The following is an 18,719-nucleotide window of genomic DNA, read 5'->3' as shown; positions in this document are numbered from 1 at the left end:
CTTGGGGTGGGAGGCCACCCTTGGATATTGTCCCGAGGAAATTCCCCATGTCCCTTTCCGACCTGACTTCACTGCCGGGCGTGACCGCCGCGCCGGACGCGGTGACCCATGGCTACGTGTTCAACCATACGATGATCCGGGTGCGCGACCTGGACGTGTCGCTGGACTTCTATACGCGGGTGCTGGGCTTTACGCCGGTGTACCGGCAGGTGCACGAAGAGGCGGCCTTCACCATCGTCTACCTGGTGCTGGTGGGCGATCGTGCGCTCATTCCGGATGACGACGCGGAGCGCAAGCGCTGGGTGCTGTCGCAGCCGGGCGTGCTGGAGCTGACGCACAACCACGGCACGGAGAAGGATGCCGCCTTCGCCTACCACAACGGCAACGGCGAGCCGCGCGGCTTCGGCCACCTGTGCGTGAGCGTGCCGGACGTCAACGCCGCCTGTGCGCGTTTCGAGGCGATGGGCGTGGCGTTCCAGAAGCGCTTGAGCGACGGCCGCATGCGCCATATCGCCTTCATCCGCGACCCGGACCAGTACTGGATCGAGATCCTCCAGCCCACGCCGTTCACCGCCTGACGCGCCCGCCACCATGCCGACGAACCTCCCCCCGGTCACCCGCAACCTCCTGATCGCCAACGTGCTGGTCTTCATCGCACAGACGCTGCTGGGCGACGAACAGACGCTGGCGGTCAGCCGCTGGTTCGCCTTGTGGCCGATCGGCCACGACCTTGCCGTGGACATGGGGGGCGGCGATATCGCCGGCGTCGGTTTCCGAGTGTGGCAGCTGGTGACCTACGGCTTCATGCATGGAAGCATCATGCACATCGTGCTGAACATGTACGCGTTGTACATGTTCGGCGGCCTGATCGAGCGCGTGATGGGCCAGCGGCGTTTCGTCATCTATTACTTTACCTGCCTGGTCGCGGCGGCCGTCGCGCAGTTGGCGGTGGTCTATTTCTTCGAGCCGGGCCGCATGTACCCGACGGTCGGTGCGTCCGGCGCGGTGTTCGGCCTGCTCGGCGCGTTCGCCATGCTGTTCCCGCGCGAGAAGCTGATGCTGATCCCGATTCCCATCGGTATCCCGGCGTGGCTGTTCGTCACGCTCTACGGTGCCGCCGAACTGATCTTCGGCGTCACCGGCACGGTCTCCGGCGTGGCGCATTTCGCCCACCTGGGCGGCCTGTTCGCCGGGCTGGCGTTGCTGTGGGCATGGGGCGTGAGGCCGCCGCCACGCCCTTCGTTCTGAGGGGAATCAACGTAGCGCGAGGAAATCCGGGCTGACCACGAAGCGCACCGCGTCGAGGCGGAAACGCGCGTCGGGGATGGCCGCCAGCAGGGCATCGCGTTCGTTCTCCACCGCTTCCAGCTCCGCGTCCGTGATCGACGGATTGACCGCGTGCAGGGCGACCAGCCGCGCGTATTCCGTGTCGAGTTCCCGCCGTGCGGTTTCCATCGCTTCCGCCTTGATCACTTCGGCACGGGCCTCGGCGAGGTCCTGCGCGCGTTCCAGCATGGGCGGGACGAGCTTGGAAAGGAACTTGCGATAGCGCGGCACCTCGATGTTGCGATCGGGGGCGCGGCGCATGGCGACGTCGCTGGGACGGAAGCCGGGGCGCTCACTCAGCTTGGTGTCCACCGTCAGGGCGAGCGGTGTCGTGGGCAGGAACCGGCCCGGATCGAGTGTGCGGTCGGCGATGATTTCCAGCACGAACACTGCCTGCAACAGGGCCGTGCGCACGGGCAGGGCATCGTCGACGAGGAAGGCGGCATTGCCGTTCTCCCCCGAAACCAGCAGGTCCACCGCGGCCAGCACCATCGGGTGGTCGAGACGCAGCAGCGGCAGGTCTTCGCGCGCGAGGGCGAGGTCGCGCGAGAACGTGACTGACAACGGACCATCGGCGAAACCGGTGAGGCCGTCGGTGGACAGGTACTGCGGATCCAGCAGCACGATGTCCTTCGCCAGTTCTTCCGCGTGCACGCCGAAGGTCTCGAACAGGCGCTGTATGAAGGCGTCGCGCGCTTCGTCGGCGTCTTCGGCGGCGAAGCTGCCGGCGAGGTCGTCCGCATGCGGGTCGCGGCTGGCGGCCAGTTCGAGCAGGTGGTCACGGCCGGCGTGGATCAGGGCGGCCAGTTCCTCGTGGGCGCCACGGGTCTCGGCGATGAGCGCATCCAGTTCCTGGTCGCGCGCGTCGTCCTCGCGGGCGTGCTCGTCGGCGAGCGTGGACAACAGCTCGCCGAACCGACGCAGCAGTTCGCGGCCGTCGGCGGGGCTGGAACGGAACGCGTCCATGCCTTCGTCGTACCAGCGCGCCAGGATGTGCTGCGCACTCTGCTCGACCACCGGCACGTGGATGCTGATGTCGTGTTTCTGGCCGATGCGGTCCAGGCGACCGATACGTTGTTCGAGCAGGTCCGGATCCAGCGGCAGATCCCACATCACCAGGCGGTGGGCGAACTGGAAGTTGCGGCCTTCCGAACCGATCTCGGAGCACAGCAACAGGCGCGCGCCGTCGGGCTGGGCAAAGAACGCGGCGTTGCGGTCGCGCTGCACGATGCCCAGGCCTTCGTGGAAGCGGGCCACGCCCACGCCACTCTTCGTGCGCAGGGCTTCCTCGATCGCCAGCACCTTGGCCTGGCTGCGGCACAGCAGCAGGAACTTGTCCGCCGGATGCGCGTCGAGCAGGCTCAGCAGCGCGGCCAGGCGCGGGTCGTCGTGGTAGTCGAATTCCAGTGGTGCCGGTGGCTGTTGCAGGTCGGAGCGGAACTCTGCCAGCAGGGCGTCGCGGCGGCCGGGCTCGAGCGCATCGGCATCCAGCACGCGGATGTGCGGCACACGGTGCGGAAAGCCGCCGATGCCGGCACGGCGGTTGCGGAACATGGCGCGGCCGGTGCCGTGGCGATCGATGAGGGCGGCCAGCAGGGCGTCGTTGGCGTCGTCGCGCTCGACCAGGCCGAGCAACTCGCGGTCGCCGGTGAAGCGAGCCTTGAGCACCTCGCGATGCGCCGTGCCGAGTGTCTCGCCCGCGGCCAGCACGCTGGCGACTTCGGACAAGGCGCCATAGCCTTCCGCCTCGCCGAGGTAGGTGTCCAGGTCGCTGTAGCGCTGCGGGTCGAGCAGGCGCAGGCGGGCGAAATGCCCGGCGCGGCCCAGCTGCTCGGGCGTGGCGGTGAGCAGGATGACGCCCGGCGTGGCGGCGGCGAGGGTCTCGACCAGGCGGTAGCGGGGGCTGGCCTCGTCCGGGGTCCAGGCCAGGTGGTGGGCTTCGTCCACCACGATCAGGTCCCAGCCGGCCTCGGTCAGCTGCGCGGCGCGCTTCGGCGAGCCTTCGAGGAAGGCGAAATCGGCGATGACCAGCTGTTCGTCCTCGAACGGATTGCGGCCGTCGCTGGCCTGTTCGATCGCCTCGCAGCGTTCTTCGTCGAAGATCGAGAAGGACAGGTTGAAACGGCGCAGCAGCTCGACGAACCACTGGTAGACCAGGGTTTCCGGCAGCAGCACCAGCACGCGACCCGCGCGCCCGGCCGCCAGCTGGCGCGAGAGGATCATGCCGGCCTCGATCGTCTTCCCCAGGCCGACCTCGTCCGCCAGCAGCACACGGGGCGGGCGACGCGCGGCGGCGATGCCGGCCACACGCAGCTGATGCGGCACCAGGCCGATCCGCGCCGATTCCAGGCCCCAGGCCGCGGAGCGACGGGCATCGGCACGCCGGCGCAGGGCTTCCAGGCGCAGGTCGAAGCGGTCGTTGGTGTCGGTACGGCCACCGATCAGGCGGTCGTCCGCCTGCGACAGCGCCTGTTCGTCGTCCAGCTGGCCTTCTTCCAGTTCGCGGCCTTCGCCACGGTAGACATAAAGGCCCTCACGTTCCTCGATGCGCTCGACCAGGAAGGCGATGCCCTTGCCCGATACACGCTGGCCGGCGCGGAATTCCGCACGAATCAGGGGGGCGCTGTCCGACGCATAGGGGCGCAGCACGCCCGCCTTGGCGAACAGCACCTGCACGCTACGTCCCTCGACGCGAAGAACGGTGCCGAGACCGAGCTCGGGCTCGGCGGTGGAGATCCAGCGTTGACCGGGTTGGAACATGCGAGGGGAGCCAGGACTGCAAGGGGGCGTTGATTATCCGCCGCCCGGCTCCGGATGCCTACCTTTGTGAGATCAGGTCTCGGCCCAGCGTCGCAGGAGGTTGTGGTAGACGCCCGTCAACCGCAGGATCGCCGGCTGATCCGCGCCCGCCGCCGACAGTTCGCGGATGGACGTATCGAGCTCCAGCAGCAGCCGCCGTGCACCATCGTCGCGGACCAGGCTCTGCACCCAGAAGAACGCGGCGATACGGGCGCCACGCGTCACCGGCGTCACCCGGTGCAGGCTGGACGAGGGATAGACGATGGCGTGGCCGACCGGCAGCTTGACCTCGTGCTCGCCGTAGGTGTCGCTGACGATCAGTTCGCCGCCGTCGTACTCGTCCGGCTCGGACAGGAACAGCGTGCATGAGATATCGCTGCGGACGTGTTCGTCGCCGTGGCCGGTGGACATCACCGCGCCGTCGATATGGAAACCGTATTCGCCGCCGCCTTCGTAGCGGTTGAAGCGTGGCGAGATGGTGCGCAGCGGCAGCGCCGCCGCGTGGTAGAGCGGGTGGCGCGTGAGCGCCGCGACCACCTGTTCACCCAGCTGGCGCCGCAGGGGCGATGCATCGGGCAGCTGCAGGTTGCGCTTCACCTTCGCGCCCTGCGGACCGACGGTCTGCCGACCGTCGGTCCAGTCGGCATCCACCATGGCGGCACGCATTCCCGCGACCTGTTCGGCGGTCAGGACATCGGGGATATGCAGCAACATGGCGGATTCCTCCGGTGGATCAGAAACGGACGTTGGCGGTGAGCATCGCCGAGCGCGGCATCCCCGGAGTGTAGCGGTAGCCGCTCTTGTTGATCGCCGCCACGTAGCGCTTGTCGAACAGGTTGTAAACGTTGAGCTGGAGGTCGATGTTGCGGTTGATCGGGTAGCTGGCCATCGCGTCGAACACCCAGTACGCCTTCGTGTATTGCGGTGTGCCTACCGCCCCATCCGTGCCGCGCAGCAGTTCACCGGAATAGCGTGCGCCGCCGCCAACGGTCAGGTCGAACGGCAGGTGATACGTGGTCCAGGAGGTGAAGGCCTTCTTCGGCGTATACGCCAGATCGTCCGAGCCGTTCTGCGTGACGTTGGTGCCCTTTTCCACGGTGGCGTCCATCGTGGTGAAACCGGCGCTGATCGCCCAGTCTTCGGTGAGCTTGCCCAGCGCGGAGATTTCTATGCCCTGCACGCGCTTCTTGCCGATCTGGTAATAAAGCAGGTCGGTCGGATCCTGCACCAGTTCGTTGGTCACCGTGGTGCGATACAGCGCGCCGGTCAGCAGCAGTCGCGAGTCGAGCAGGTCCCACTTGGTGCCGATCTCGGCGGTGCGCGCCTTCTGCGGGTCGAAGTTGGGGTTGTCGGCGCTGTTGGTGGACGCGGACAGCGTGAGCGTGTTGCCACCCGGCGGCTCCTGCGACTGGGCCACGTTGATGTAGATGCTGCCGTTGGCCGCCGGCTTGTACAGCACGCCCACCTTGTAGTTGACCAGGTTGTCGCTCTTGGTGGTGTCCACGCCGGGCAGGATGCTGCCGGCCGGCAGGCGACCGCAGGCGGGACCATTGCGTGCACCGCAGACCACGAGGCTGCTGAAGTCGGTCTTGTAGTGGTCGAAGCGCACACCGGCATTCACCTGCCAGTTCTCGCCGAACTTCAGCGTGTCGAACAGATAGGCCGCGGCCGTGTTGGTCTTGCCGCTCGATACCGCGCCGGTCTCGCGGTAGCGGAGGCCACCCACGTCGGAATACGGCTTGTAGAGGTTGGCCGCCGGCCAGGTGCTGCCGGTGACGGGACCCAGGCCGATCGTGCGCGCCTGTTCGTTGGTCAGTTCGATCCCGGCGCTGATGTTCTGCGTGACCGCACCCGATTCGATCGTCGCCGTCAGGTTGGTCTGGTTGGTGGCGATGCGATTGGACTGGTGCTTGAACGTCGGCGTGCTGCGTGCCAGCGTCCAGGTGGACGGATCGGCCGGGTTGGGCGTGAGCAGGTTGGCGGTGGTGCCCATGAACGAGGTCAGCAGGTAGTCCTGCGTGGTGCGCGCCCAGCGCGACGTGTTGTGCAGCGCCACGGTGTCGCTGAAGTCGTGCTCGACGATGACGGTGAACATGTCCTGCGTGACATGGTCGTGGTCCTGGTTGGTGCCGTAATAGTTGTCTTCGTCGACCTTGTCCGCACCGGTGAGGAACGCACGGCGATCCGGTGAGGTGTAACCCGGCAGGCCGATGGTCGGCACGCCGCCGTCGGGCACGTTGTTCTGCTTGATGTGCAGGTAGTCGAGGTAGACACGGGTCGGTGTGCCCAGTCCGAACGCCAGCGACGGGGCCACGCCCCAGCGGTTGTTCTCGATCCGGTCGCGTCCGGCCACGTGGCTGTCCTGGCCCATGACGTTGAGGCGGAACGCGGCGTCTTTGCCCAGGGCCTGGTTCCAGTCGGCGGTGCCGCGGCGGCGCTGGCCGCTGCCGACCTGCACCGAGCCGGAGACGCCGTTGCCGAGCACCGGCTGCTTGGTCACGAGGTTGACCGCGCCGGTGGGGGCGGTGCGGCCGTACTCCGTGCCGTCCGGTCCCTTGGTGACTTCCACCTGCTCGATGTTGAAGACATCGCGCGACACGGTGCCCAAATCGCGCACGCCGTCGACGAAGATACTGCCCGAGGTATCGAAGCCGCGCATGTAGATGGAATCGCCGGTGTTGGTCGAGCCGTTCTCGCCGACGAAGAAGGTGCCCACGCCCGGGCTGTTGCGCAGCGCCTCGGTCAGCGTGGTGGCACCCTGCTGCTGCATCAGGGCACGGTTGATCACCTGGATGGTCTGTGTGGTGTCCAGCAGCGACTGGGTGAACTTGGGCGAGGACACCTTGTCCACGCGGTAATCGCTGGAACGATCGGCCTGCACCTGCATGCCGGGCAGGGCCTGCGCATCGTTGACCTTGGCCTGCTGCGGCGGTACGACATCGACCGGCGCATCGCCAGCGACAGCGCCGTGGGCGAGCGAGAGGAGGACGGCGGCGCCGACGGTGCGCACCGTGGGTGCGGCGTGCTTGCGGCTGGTGATGAAGGCCATGGGGATCCTTGCGAGAGACGATGACGAAAAGGCTGCGGCCCAGGCTGCGCGCACGCGGCCGCATCGCGCTAGGCGATGACTGGCGCGGAAGACGGTGACTGCCCTTGCGATGCGTGCCGCGCAGGTAAGCGTTAACCCGGCGTGATGCACATCGTAAACTTAATGAGAACGATTCGCAATATTCATGTAAGGGATCTCCAAGGATTCGCCCATCCCATCGTCGCCATCCCGTCGAGGAGGGCGCTTCGCCGACCGGCTCAGCGCAATCGGTCGAGGCGCAGTCGCTGCCGTTCGTCGGTCAGGTGCGATATCGCCAGGAACGCGGTGCCGACCGCTGTCAGGCAGCTAGAGCCTGCCAGCAGGATCAACAGCAGGATCTGGTACTTCACGGCGTTTACCGGATCGGCGCCGGCAAGCATCTGGCCCGTCATCGTCCCCGGCAGGGTGATGACGCCCGCGGCAGCCATCTGGTTGATCACCGGGACCATGGCACTGCGAACGGCGCGGGTCACCAGCGGCGCGGTGGCCTCGCGGAAGCTGCGACCCAGCATGAGTTGGGCTTCGATGCCCTCACGTCGCAGCGTCACGTTGTCCAGGACGCCGGACAACGCGATGCTGCCCGCGTTGAGGATGCTGCCGAGCAGGATGCCTACCAATGGGATGGCGTAGCGGGGGTCGTACCACGGTTCGGGGCGTATGGCGGTCATCAGGGCGAAGGCGGTCGTCAGGAGCACCACACCGACCACGTTGGGCAATGCCACCCGCGCGTTCCCGCCGCGCAGCCGGCGCGACGGTCGCACGGCCACCTCGCGTACCGCAACGAGGGACATGGCAAGCAGGATGGCTGCGGTCAGCCACGGCGAGTGACCGGCGAACACGTAACGCAGCAGGTAACCCACGGCAACGAGTTGTAGGACCATGCGTAGCGTCGCGATCGCCAGCGCGCGATGAAAGCGCAGCCTTAGCCACACCGATAGTGCCCCGTCGATCAGAAGCAGTATCCCGGCCCACGCGATATCGGCGGTGTGCAAGCTGAGCGGCGTCATGGCCGCACCAAGGTGCCGTTGCGCATGACCAGGGCGTCATCGCCGAGACGATCCGCCTGCGCGGCGTCGTGCGTGACGAGCACCACGATCAGGCCTTCTTGCATCCGGCAGCGCAGGACCGCTTCCACGGCGAGTGTCGCCGTCGCATCCAGCGAGGCCGTCGGCTCGTCCAGCAGCACGACCTTCGGCCTGGTGAGCAATGCGCGGATCAGGGCGAGTCGCTGGCGCTCGCCCGTGGACGTTTCATCGACCGGCTGGTCGAACAGTCGGTCGGCGAGCAACATGTCGCGGGCCAGCGCGCCGCGTTCGTCGGCCTGCCTGGATGCGAAGTGCTCGTCCACACGGTCCGCCCACCAGCCGCTCCTGGCCGGAAGCAGGGCCACGCGGCGGCGCCATGTCGTCGGCGACATCGTGGCGCGGTCCTCGGCGTCGAGCGATACGCGACCCTCGCAGGGATCGAGGTCGGCCAGCATGCGCAGGAGCAGGCTCTTGCCCGAGCCGGAAGGGCCGGTGATAGCCAGGCATCGCCCGGAGGGCACATGGAAATCGAATGGCCCGGCGAGGCTGCTGCGCAAGGCTTGGACATCGAGGCTCAAGGAAGGTGTCCGTGATCATGGTCAGGTCGGGATCGCTCACGATAAACGCGGGCACGGTCTGCTCACGGACAGGGTCACCCATGCGACTTATCTGAAGCTTACGCCGGTACTCAGCCACTTCTAAGCAGGCGGCTTGAATAATGCGTTGGCTTTGCCGAATACGTGACCCAAGCCGCGCGCATGGATGCGATACCTGATGTCGTTGTGTGCCGAAGAGGACGTGATCGATGAACATTATCGTGGTCGAGGACGACGCGCGGTTGGGCTGCGCCATCAAACGGGCGCTGGAACATCTGGCTTACACGGTCACCTGGCTGCGCAACGGGGCCGAAGGCCTCGAGGCGTTGCGTAACGAGTCGGTGGATCTCGTGCTGCTCGACCTGGGCCTGCCGGAGAAGGATGGCATCGAAGTCATCACGGAAGCGCGCCGGCTCAACGTCAAGACGCCCATCCTGGTCATGACCGCTCGGGACAGCGTGGAATCGCGTATCCAGGGGCTCGATGCCGGTGCCGACGACTACATGACCAAGCCCTTCCATCTCGATGAACTGGCGGCGCGCATCCGCTCGCTGGCCCGACGCGCGCGGGGACTGGCCGACAACCAGCTGGATGCGGGCGCCCTGTCGCTCAACCTCAGCACCCTCGAGGTGACCTACCAGGCGCGCCCCGTCGAACTGACCCGGCGCGAGTTCGCGTTGCTGCGTATCCTCATGGAGCGCCACGGCAAGATCGTCCGCCGCGAGACCATCGAAGGCTCCGTCTATGGCATGGAATCGGACGTGGGCCCGAACGCGCTGGAAGTCCTCGTGCATTCCCTGCGCCGCAAGCTCAGCGCCGAGGCGATTCGTACCGTGCGCGGTTTCGGTTACATGGTGCCGCGCGACCTCGCATGATCGTGCCGCGCTGAGGCGCGGCCATCGAAGCGGGCGTCATTCCGGCCTGTCGTCACGCCGGATGCCCGGCCAAAGATTGCGCTAAGCCGGCATGTCTAACCTGCGGGCCATGAAAGCCGCCGGATGGAATGCGTTGCGTCACTTGCTTGCCCTCGTCGTGGCGACCGGTCTGGTCGGCTGTGCGACCTATCGCCCGCTGCCGCTCGTCACGCATGCCACGCTGGCCCATCGTGTCGAGCACCTCCAGGGTGGCAAGGGCACGGCCCTGCCGCTGGACGAGGTAGCCGTCCAGCGCCTTGTCCTGCTCAACAATCCCACGCTGGCCGCGACGCGCGCCCGCCATGGCATTGGCCGGGCGCAGGTGCTCGACGCCTCGATCCTGCCGAACCCGAGCGTGCAGACCAACCTGGGCTTCCTGGTGGCCGGTGCAGGCGACGTGCCGGCGTGGGGCGCCAGCTTCGCGCAGAGCCTGCAGGGTCTGATCGTGCGCGGCGCCCGTCGCGACGAAGCGCGTGCCTCGGCCTCGGCCACCGACGCACAGCTGCTGTGGGAGTCCTGGGTCACGTTGGCGCGGGCGCGCCAGCTCGTCGTCGACGTGGTCGATGGCGAGCGCCGCCTGACCCTGCGCGATCGCCTGGCCGACCTGATCGAAGCGCGCGCGGCATCGCTGCGCGCCGCCGTGGCGCGAGGCGATGCGGACGCCGGTACATCCAGCGTCGTTTTAGCCGCGGCGGTCGACGCACGCACGGCGGCCAGCGACGCGCGACAGGTCGTGCAAGCGCAGCGTGCGGAACTGTCGGCGCTGTTGGGCCTCGATGCCGACGCGCCCTTGCCGCTGGCACCGCTGCCTGCGCTGGCGCCTTTCGATCTGACGCAGGCGACGGCGGCAGTCGCTTCGATGGGCGAGCACCGTCCCGATCTTGCCGCGCTACGCTTTGCCTACGCCGCGCAGGAGGCGCGCCTGCGCGGCGCGATCCTCAGCCAGTTTCCGCCGTTGTCGGTCGGCGTGGACGCCGCACGCGACAGCAGCAAGGTGCTCGACATCGGTCCTTCCGCGTCGCTCGAGTTGCCCGTGTTCGATCGCCAGCAGGGCAAGATCGCGGTGGCCGAGGCGACGCGCCAGCAGCTGCATGACGAATACACGGCGCGCATCGACGCGACCGTGGTCGAAGCGCATGCCTTGATCGCCGCGGTGGTCGCCGCCGAGCGGGCCGCGGCGCGCACCACCACGGACACCGTGGCGACGGATGCAGCCAGCCGTGCCTTCGCCCGCGGCGACATCGATGCCGCCGTCTACGCCGATCTCAACGTCGCCGCGCTGGGGCAGGATGTCGATCGGATCACCCGTGACCTGTACCGGCGCGAGCAGCGCATCGCGCTCGACGCCCTGACCGGCGCGGGATTGCCCAGCTCGCTGCCGCCCGGGATCGCGCCATGATTCGTCTTCTTTTCCTCGCCGCCGTGGTGGCGATCGTCGTCGCGCTTGGCGGCTGCGATACCGGTGCCGATGCGGGCACGCCGGGGGCGATGATCCCGAGTGCCGTGATCCGGCAGGTGACGCCGGTGCGCGGCCACTTCGACGATATCGTCGTGGCCTATGGCCAGGGTGCGGCGGGCAGCGGCGGCACGCGCGCGCTGACGTTGCCGATCGACGCGACGCTCACCCGGGTCGATGTCGCCGCGGGGCAGCACGTGAACGCCGGGCAGGTCCTGGCGTCGTTCGTGCCGACGAAGGCGGCCGCCGCGGCACGTGTGGCGGCGCGCTCGGCCGTGGCGTTGGCACGGGCGCAACGTGAACGCACGGCACGCCTGCTCGGCGACCATCTCGCCACGAACGACCAGCTGGCCCAGGCGGACAAGGCCATGCATGACGCCGAAGCCGCATTCGCCGCCCAGGACACGCCGCACGAGAAGCTGCAGGCACCCGCCGATGGCACGGTGCTGACCATCGATACGCTGCGTGGTGCACAGGTCGCCGCTGGCGGGACGATCATGACGCTTGCCGATACCGACTGCACCCGCTTTGCGGGCGGCATCGAGCCCGCCGATAGGGCCCGTGTGCATGCGGGTGACACGGTGGCGCTGCACGCGTTGTCGGGAGGACGCGAGCTGCCCGCCCGGGTGGCCACGGTGGCCGGTGCGGTCGATCCGCAATCGCGTCTGGTCGGGGTTACGGTCTCGACGTCATACCCGCTGATCCAGGGCATGGCCTATCGCGCCGATATCGTGGTCGGTTCGCTGGCCGGCTGGCAGTTGCCTGCCGATGCCGTGACGGGCGAGGAAGGCGCACGTGCCGTGTGGCAGGTGAGGCAGGGACAGGCGCACCGTGTCCCGGTGACCGTGGTCGCGCAGCACGGCGACCAGGTGCTGGTGACTGGCGCGATCGAGGCATCGCTGGCGCTGGTGACGGTCGGTGCCACACAACTGGACGAAGGTATCCAGGTGCGCCCCATGGATACGCCATGAGCGGCGACGGCTTCCTTGTCCGTCACTCAAGGACCTTCCTCCTGCTGGCGATGGCACTCGCGATCGCCGGTGCCGTGGCCGCCTGGGCGCTACCCGTGGGCCTGTTTCCGCAGGTCGCGTTCCCGCGTATCGTCGTCGACCTGGATGCCGGCGACCGTCCCGCCGATACGATGGCGCTGCTGGTGACCCGCCCCGTGGAAGAAGCGATCCGGACGGTGCCCGGGGTCGAGAGTGTCCGCTCGGAAACCTCGCGCGGTGCCGCCCAGGTCTCGGTGGACTTCGGCTGGGGGCGAGACATGATCGCATCCACGCTGCTGGTCGATGCGGCCATCGCGCGCGTCGTCACCAGCCTCCCCGCAGGCGTCACTTACGACGTCCGGCGCATGGACCCGACGGTGTTCCCGATCATCTCGTACGCGTTGCGCTCGGACAGCGTGTCTCCTGCGGGCCTGCGCGATCTTGCCCGGTTCCGCATCGCCCCGGCGCTGGCTTCGATACCCGGCCTGTCGAGGGTCGACGTGCAGGGCGGCGACACACCGGAAATCGAGGTGGAAGCCGATGCCCGGCAGCTTGCCGCGCATGGCTTGTCGCTCGACGACCTGGTCGGAGCGATCGGCGGCGCCAACGTCGTCCGCGCGGTCGGCCGCGTCCAGGACCGCAACAAACTCTTCCTCACCCTGGTCGACCAGCCGATCCGCGACGTGCGCGACATCGGCGCCGTGGTGGTGCGACGTGCGGACAGCGGCTGGATACACGTATCCGACGTGGCCACGGTGCGCATGGGTGTCGAGCCGCAATGGACCCGGGTCGCCGAGGACGGTCGACCCGCGGTGTTGTTCAATGGGTTCGAGCAGCCCGACGGCAACGCGGTGGCGATCGCCGCGGAGGTCAGGGCACGCCTGGCCGGGCTTGCGCTGCCGAAGGGCGTCACGTTGCGCAAGTGGTACGACCAGAGCGAGCTGGTGACCGATGCCGCCGCCAGCGTACGTGACGCCATTGCGATCGGCCTGCTGCTCGCGGCGGTCGTGCTCTGGGCGTTCCTGCGCAACATGCGTATCGTGGCGATCGCCATGGTCGTCGTGCCGGCGACCCTGGCGATCACGGTCCTGCTGCTGCGCGGGATGAACATGAGCTTCAACATCATGACCCTCGGTGGCATGGCCGCGGCCGTCGGGCTGGTGATCGACGATGTCATGGTGATGGTCGAGCACCTTGCCCACCGCACTGCGCACGCCGCGGGATCCGAAGCGCGGGACGGCATACAGCGAAGCCTCTTTCGCTCGGCGCGCGACTTCCTGCCGCCGCTGTCCGGCTCAAGCGCGGCGACGTTGATCGTGTTCGTGCCGATGGCGTACCTGGACGGCGTGACCGGCACGTTCTCGCGTGCGTTGTCCATCACGATGGCCTGCGCGCTCGCGGTGTCGTGGGCCATGACCGCCTTCATCGTGCCGTATCTCGCCTCGCGCTGGATCGATGTGTCGCGCTGGAGCGATCCGGGCGTGGGCAAGGCGCGCGGCCTGGTTCGCTGGCATGGCGCAGCCTACCGTACAGCGGTGCGCCGGCCCTGGTGGGCCGCCATCGTCATGCTTTGCCTGTTCGTCGCAGGTGCCTTCGCGGCATCACGGGTACCTACCGGTTTCATGCCCGATGCCGACGAGAGTGGCTTCGTCCTCGATTACTACACGGCGGCGGGCACGTCGCTCAGCGAAAGCGAACGCCAGGTCGCCCAGATCGAGACCATCCTGCGCACGCGGCACGATGTCGAGACGTTCTCGCGTCGTCTCGGCACCGGGCTTGGCGGCGACCTCGGCCAGGCGCATCACGGCGACGTGTTCGTCCGGCTGAAGCCCGATCATGCGGCGCCGACCCGTGAGGTGATGGAGGACGTGCGCGAAAGCGTGTTGCGAAACGTTCCGGGCGTGGAGGTGGAGGCCGCGCAGTTGACGGAGGACCTCATCGGCGACCTGATCGCCGTGCCGCAGCCGATCGAAGTGAAGCTGTATGGCGACGACGAGGTGGCCTTGCGCGCTACGGCGACCCGTGTCGCGGAAAAGCTGGCGCACACCGACGGCCTGGTGGATATCCAGAGCGGCGTCCGCATCGCGGGAGATGCACTGGACATCCGTCTCGACCACGATGCGGCGGCTGCGGAGGGCGTCGACGCCGATCTGGTCGGACGCAGCGTCGGTGCCGCGCTGGACGGCGTCGTTGCTACCACGCTGCCCCTGCTTACCCGGGCGGTCGGCGTCCGCGTGTCGATGCCCGGCGCGCGGGAGTGGCGCATCGCCGATCTCGCCGACTTGCCACTCAGGGCGCCCGATGGTCACGTCTTTCCCCTGCGTCGCATCGCGTCGCTCGTGCCGGTGAGCGGACAGGCGCAGATCACCCGCGAAAACCTGCAGACGATGGTACCGGTGACCGCGCGTATCGCCACCGGTGGCATGGACGCCGCGGTGTCCGGCGTTCGTGCCGTGCTGGCGCAGCCCGGCCTGTTGCCGACCGGCACGCGCTACGAACTGGGCGGCCTCTACGCGCAGCAGCAGGTGGCGTTCGCCGGTCTGCGCAAGGTCTTTGCGGTGGCCATGTTCGCCGAATTTCTGCTGCTGATGCTGCTTTACCGCAGCCTGTGGCTCTCGGGTCTGGTGATCGCTGCCTCACTGCTGTCGGCGTCCGGCGTCTTCCTCGCGTTATGGGTCACCGGGGTGGATCTCAACGTCACCGCCATGATGGGCCTGACCATGGTCATGGGCATCGGTACCGAGATGGCGATCTTCCTGGTCTCCGAATACGTGGCCCGTCGCCGTACGGCGACGTCCGTGGCCGCTTTGCGGCGTGCGGTGCGCCTTCGTGTAAGGCCGATCAGCATGACCACTTTCGCGGCGATCCTCACCTTGCTGCCGTTGGCGCTGGCGATCGGCCGCGGGGCGCGCATGCAGCAGCCGCTCGCGATCGCCATCGTCGGTGGCCTGCTGGTGCAGTACCCGCTGGTCCTGCTGGGCTTGCCCGTGGCCATCGGCGCCGTGGAGCGCGGGCGTGAACGGACGTCGAATCGTCATCCAACGGACAGGAAGATCTAAGGTACTTGCGGCATCGTGGGTGCCTGACTACCGCCAGAGCCTGTCATGTCTCCTTTCGCATCCGCCCCCGCCGCTTCGTCGAGTGAGGCCGCCCGTGTGCCCATGCACGGTCACGGCGCGCTCTGGCGCCGTCGAATGGCCACCTGGCTGGTGAACCATCTGCTCCCGCCGGCGAAGAACCTGGTCGGCGCCGCGAGCCTGCCGTCGATGGGCATCCAGCGCATCCTGGTGTGCCGCCCGAACCATCGCCTGGGCAACACCCTGCTGCTCACGCCTTTGCTGGTCGAGATGGAACGGCGCTTCCCCGGTGCGGAAGTGGATATCCTTTCGGCGGGGCCCGCGGCGCACGGCGTGTTCCGCGGATTCGACATCGTGGGGGATTGCACGACGCTCGACCGCCGTGCCGTGCGACATCCGCTGAGGACCCTCGGCGCGCTGCGCAAACTGCGGGCGCGTCGGTACGATCTGGTGATCGATGCCGCGGCGGGCTCGTCCTCGGGTCGTCTGGCGGCCATGCTCACGAAAGCGCGATTCCAGCTGCGCACCGACGCGATGCCGACGGAGGGTCTGCCGTTGCACCTCGCGGCGCGTCCCGTGCAGGCCCTTCGCTGGGCGCTGGGCGTCGCGGGTGACGCCGATATTCCCCTGCTGGACCTGCGCCTGACCGACCAGGAACGTGGCTGCGGCATCAACGCACTGGCACGCGTTTTGAACATCATCGACCCGCGCGAACGACCGGTACTGGCGATTTTCCCGAACGCCACAGGCTCCAAGCGCCTGCCGGCGGCATGGTGGAGCGACTTCACCACGGCGTTGCTGGCGAAGACCGGCGACATGCGTATCGTCGAACTGGTGTCTGCCGACGGTCAGTCGCGTCTGGGGGGCGGCTATCCGACGTACTACACCAGCGATCCGCGCAAGCTGGCCGGGTTCATCGAAGCCGCCGGCACCTACGTCAGTGCGGATTGCGGCGTGATGCACCTGGCGGCCGCGACCACCGCGACTACCGTGGGTCTTTTCGGTCCGACCGATCCGCAACGTTACGCGCCGTATGGTCGCGACAATGCCGCCGTGACCTGCGACGACGGCTGCCCGCGGCAGGCAGCGGCGCGCGTGGCGGCGCACCTGCTGGGCCGACGGCTTCACACACGAAGCACGTAGTAGGGAACGATGCCGTCGGTACCGGTAGGCGCAGCGCTGCGCTGCACCCGCAAGCCATGGCGTGTCGCGCTTTCGTGGACGTCGACCAGCACCGGCGTATGGCCGAACAGGACGATAAGCCCGCCGCGTCGCACACTCGGTACCAGCCGGTCGAAGAGCGCGTAGGCCTGCGCTCGCGTCACCACTTCCGCATTGAGAAAGCGGAGGATCAGGGCGTCGCAGGAGGCCATCGATGCGAGTGCGGCATCGGCGAGGGAGAAGGCGACCGGCCCATCGGCGTGAAGGGTACGCGCGGTCCGGATCATGTCGGCCGCCCGATCCGATCCCTCGAAGCGCAGACGGGGACAGGCATGCGCCATCGCCACCACGAAATCCCCGGTGGAACAGGCTGGATCGCGTACCAGCGCGCCATCGGGCAGCTCCGCACGCAGCGTCGCGGCACACAGTGCACGCATGTGGCGCTCGCCGGCGGCCAGGTCCTCTGCGCGTTCGGCCATGCGCGCCCAGAACGCCGCCGGACAGACGAACGCATGGCCCCATGTGCGCATCGGCACTACGGGAAAGTGGATCCCGGCGAGCGGATCGCGGCGCGCGAGCGCCATGAAAGCCTCGGCCTCATGACGGGGACGACGGATCGCGCTCACCTCGATCGCGTCCGCATGCTCGCGGAGCATGCCATCCGAGCCCAGCAGGTGGTGCGGCCGGATCACGTTGCAGGCTTGCCGGGGCTCGCCACGCGTCGCCGGCGGGACATGGCCGATCCAGCGTTGAGCGCCGGTGCGCAGCAGGAAATAACCGTGCGCAGAGCGTGGGTCGTCGATTCGCCACTGCCGTCGACCGGTCGTGTCATCCACGGCCAGCGATCCGTGCGGACGGAAAACCCGGAACGATGGGGTTGCCGTGGGCGACCAGGAAATAGCGATCGAAACCGGGTACGAGCACCTGGCAGACCACGACACCCCGGCAGGCGGCGTGGATGACATGCAGCAAGGGCCGATAGCCTTCCTTCACCAGACGATGCAGGGCCCGTACGAGCAAGGCGCGCGGCGAGGTGCGGCGAAGGCGGGTGGGCAAGGGCACAGCTACCGTGCTTCGCTTGTGTAGCAGCCCAGGAAGGTCGGCCGCGCAGGCGCGATGCGCTCGCGGCCACGGACGCAACCGACGCTCGGCGCGCTCGAGCTGGTGACGAACGGTTTCTTCCGCGCGAGCGAGCAACTCGAGTTGAACCAGTTCGTGCAGGGCGCGAGACAGGGCGTGCGCGGGGCAGCCGGATGCGCCCGCGCCGTAGACCCGCACCGGATGCGCGGCATGCTGCGCGAAGGCGAGGTAGCTGTATGCGGCGCGATGCGTACCGATGTCCAGCACGGTGACGGAATCACCCAGCATGTCTTCCGTGTCGTTCCACAGTCGGGCAGACAAGGGGTCCAGCGTATGGCGATCGATCACGCGCACCGGTGCAGCGGCATCGGCGTCATGGAAATGCGCGCGAAGGAAGTGGGACACGTCGTCGCGCTCGATGCACTCGTTGAGCGCATGCAGCGCAGCCTCCGTGAAGGTCGAACCGATGGCCGTTCCGCTGTTGCCGGCATAGCGGCGCAGGCCTGAATAGTCGAAGGTGTCCGCCTCCATGCGCCGGTCGATATACGTGGGACGAAACAAGGCAAGGGGATGCACCTGTGCGATCCCGTCGTGGAAGCCGGTAAAGCGGCGGACGGCGAGCCGTGCCTCCGGCTGCGCATCCAGCAGCGCATCGATGGGTGCACCGAGGCCACGCGTGACGTCGGTGGCGGTCGCGACCACCGACGTGAGCGAGCAGTCGTCGTGCAGGGAGATCAGATGCTCGAAGGCCTCGAAGAGGCCGCCGACCAGCGCGCTGTCGCGGTCGCCCTTGCCGACGCCACGACACACGGGGCGACCGGCCGCGTCGCTCAACTGAACGACGGTCGCAAAGGGGCCTGACCCGTGTGCAGTCGCGTGCCAGCGCAACCCTCGCGCGGCCAGTTCGGTGTCGATGCGTCGACGCGCGGCTCCCAGGGGAACGTCGCGTTCGAACGGCAGGGTGGCGTTGGCCATCGGGTAGGTTCCTCCATGAAAAAAGGCGAGGCCTCCTGGCCTCGCCCGTGGATCAGTTGTCGCTGGCGAGCGCCGCGGCTTCCAGTGGCGTGAGGTGTTCCGCCGTCTCAGGGGCCGGAGTTCCGGTGTCTTCGTTGACATCAGCGTAAGCGACGCCGCTCATCATGTAGCCCATGGTGGTACTCCTTGCGAGTGAAAAAAAGCACATGCCGGCGCGGTTATCACACCGGCAT

The 18,719-nt window shown here is 67.9% G+C and carries 15 protein-coding genes; 7 read left to right on the top strand and 8 right to left on the bottom strand.

The features are described from left to right. Positions 1-47 precede the first annotated feature (47 nt). Both gloA and ACVKN3_RS10935 read left to right on the top strand, forming a co-directional pair. Positions 48-578, top strand: coding sequence for a lactoylglutathione lyase (gene gloA / locus ACVKN3_RS10940; RefSeq protein ID WP_285406049.1), 531 nt, complete (start codon positions 48-50; stop codon positions 576-578). A 13-nt stretch (positions 579-591) separates the two neighbouring features. Further along, positions 592-1,248, top strand: coding sequence for a rhomboid family intramembrane serine protease (locus ACVKN3_RS10935; protein WP_354517063.1), 657 nt, complete (start codon positions 592-594; stop codon positions 1,246-1,248). A gap of 6 nt (positions 1,249-1,254) precedes the next feature. On the opposite strand, the gene rapA is transcribed toward ACVKN3_RS10935, so the two are convergent. From rapA to ACVKN3_RS10910, 5 genes are all read right to left on the bottom strand, one after another. Continuing rightward, complete coding sequence (rapA, locus tag ACVKN3_RS10930; protein ID WP_285406054.1) at positions 1,255-4,086, bottom strand: RNA polymerase-associated protein RapA; 2,832 nt, start codon at positions 4,084-4,086, stop codon at positions 1,255-1,257. A 72-nt stretch (positions 4,087-4,158) separates the two neighbouring features. Beyond that, the gene (locus tag ACVKN3_RS10925) at positions 4,159-4,839 is read right to left on the bottom strand and encodes a Fe2+-dependent dioxygenase (RefSeq protein ID WP_285406057.1); all 681 of its coding nucleotides are present in this window, start codon (positions 4,837-4,839) and stop codon (positions 4,159-4,161) included. A 19-nt stretch (positions 4,840-4,858) separates the two neighbouring features. Beyond that, entirely contained in the window at positions 4,859-7,174 is a 2,316-nt protein-coding gene (locus ACVKN3_RS10920) for a catecholate siderophore receptor Fiu (RefSeq protein ID WP_285406059.1), read from the bottom strand. Positions 7,175-7,431: 257 nt separating this feature from the next. Beyond that, positions 7,432-8,220, bottom strand: a complete 789-nt coding sequence (locus ACVKN3_RS10915) for an ABC transporter permease (RefSeq protein ID WP_285406062.1) — start codon at positions 8,218-8,220, stop codon at positions 7,432-7,434. Next, positions 8,217-8,816: an ABC transporter ATP-binding protein gene (locus ACVKN3_RS10910; RefSeq protein WP_285406063.1), complete on the bottom strand. Its 600-nt coding sequence runs from the start codon at positions 8,814-8,816 to the stop codon at positions 8,217-8,219. The genes ACVKN3_RS10915 and ACVKN3_RS10910 overlap by 4 nt, the downstream gene beginning before the upstream one ends. Positions 8,817-9,043: 227 nt before the next feature. Between ACVKN3_RS10910 and ACVKN3_RS10905 the strand changes: the two genes are divergently transcribed. The 5 genes from ACVKN3_RS10905 to ACVKN3_RS10885 all read left to right on the top strand — a co-directional run bounded on the left by ACVKN3_RS10905 (position 9,044) and on the right by ACVKN3_RS10885 (position 16,413). Then, the gene (locus ACVKN3_RS10905; protein ID WP_285406065.1) at positions 9,044-9,709 is read left to right on the top strand and encodes a response regulator; all 666 of its coding nucleotides are present in this window, start codon (positions 9,044-9,046) and stop codon (positions 9,707-9,709) included. A 91-nt stretch (positions 9,710-9,800) separates the two neighbouring features. Beyond that, on the top strand, positions 9,801-11,147 hold the full coding sequence (locus ACVKN3_RS10900; RefSeq protein ID WP_354517059.1) for a TolC family protein: 1,347 nt from the start codon (positions 9,801-9,803) through the stop codon (positions 11,145-11,147). Continuing rightward, positions 11,144-12,175, top strand: coding sequence for an efflux RND transporter periplasmic adaptor subunit (locus tag ACVKN3_RS10895; RefSeq protein ID WP_354517057.1), 1,032 nt, complete (start codon positions 11,144-11,146; stop codon positions 12,173-12,175). The genes ACVKN3_RS10900 and ACVKN3_RS10895 overlap by 4 nt, the downstream gene beginning before the upstream one ends. After that, positions 12,172-15,252: an efflux RND transporter permease subunit gene (locus ACVKN3_RS10890; RefSeq protein WP_354517055.1), complete on the top strand. Its 3,081-nt coding sequence runs from the start codon at positions 12,172-12,174 to the stop codon at positions 15,250-15,252. The genes ACVKN3_RS10895 and ACVKN3_RS10890 overlap by 4 nt, the downstream gene beginning before the upstream one ends. Positions 15,253-15,297: 45 nt before the next feature. Next, positions 15,298-16,413 (top strand): glycosyltransferase family 9 protein, encoded by a 1,116-nt coding sequence (locus ACVKN3_RS10885; RefSeq protein WP_354517053.1) that lies wholly within the window; start codon positions 15,298-15,300, stop codon positions 16,411-16,413. Here the strand turns inward: ACVKN3_RS10885 and ACVKN3_RS10880 are convergent. From ACVKN3_RS10880 to ACVKN3_RS10870, 3 genes are read right to left on the bottom strand one after another with little or no spacing between them, the layout of a single operon-like run. Continuing rightward, positions 16,395-17,267: a class I SAM-dependent methyltransferase gene (locus ACVKN3_RS10880; protein ID WP_354517051.1), complete on the bottom strand. Its 873-nt coding sequence runs from the start codon at positions 17,265-17,267 to the stop codon at positions 16,395-16,397. The two genes, ACVKN3_RS10885 and ACVKN3_RS10880, sit on opposite strands and share 19 nt — an antisense overlap. Next, positions 17,260-18,486, bottom strand: a complete 1,227-nt coding sequence (locus ACVKN3_RS10875) for a YcaO-like family protein (RefSeq protein ID WP_354517049.1) — start codon at positions 18,484-18,486, stop codon at positions 17,260-17,262. The genes ACVKN3_RS10880 and ACVKN3_RS10875 overlap by 8 nt, the downstream gene beginning before the upstream one ends. A 52-nt stretch (positions 18,487-18,538) precedes the next feature. Further along, positions 18,539-18,661, bottom strand: a complete 123-nt coding sequence (locus tag ACVKN3_RS10870; RefSeq protein WP_354517047.1) for a hypothetical protein — start codon at positions 18,659-18,661, stop codon at positions 18,539-18,541. Positions 18,662-18,719 lie beyond the last annotated feature (58 nt).

Source organism: Luteibacter sp. PvP120 (genome assembly GCF_054055715.1).
The sequence above is the reverse complement of the archived record's forward strand: the minus strand, read 5'-3'. Positions and strand labels throughout refer to the sequence as shown.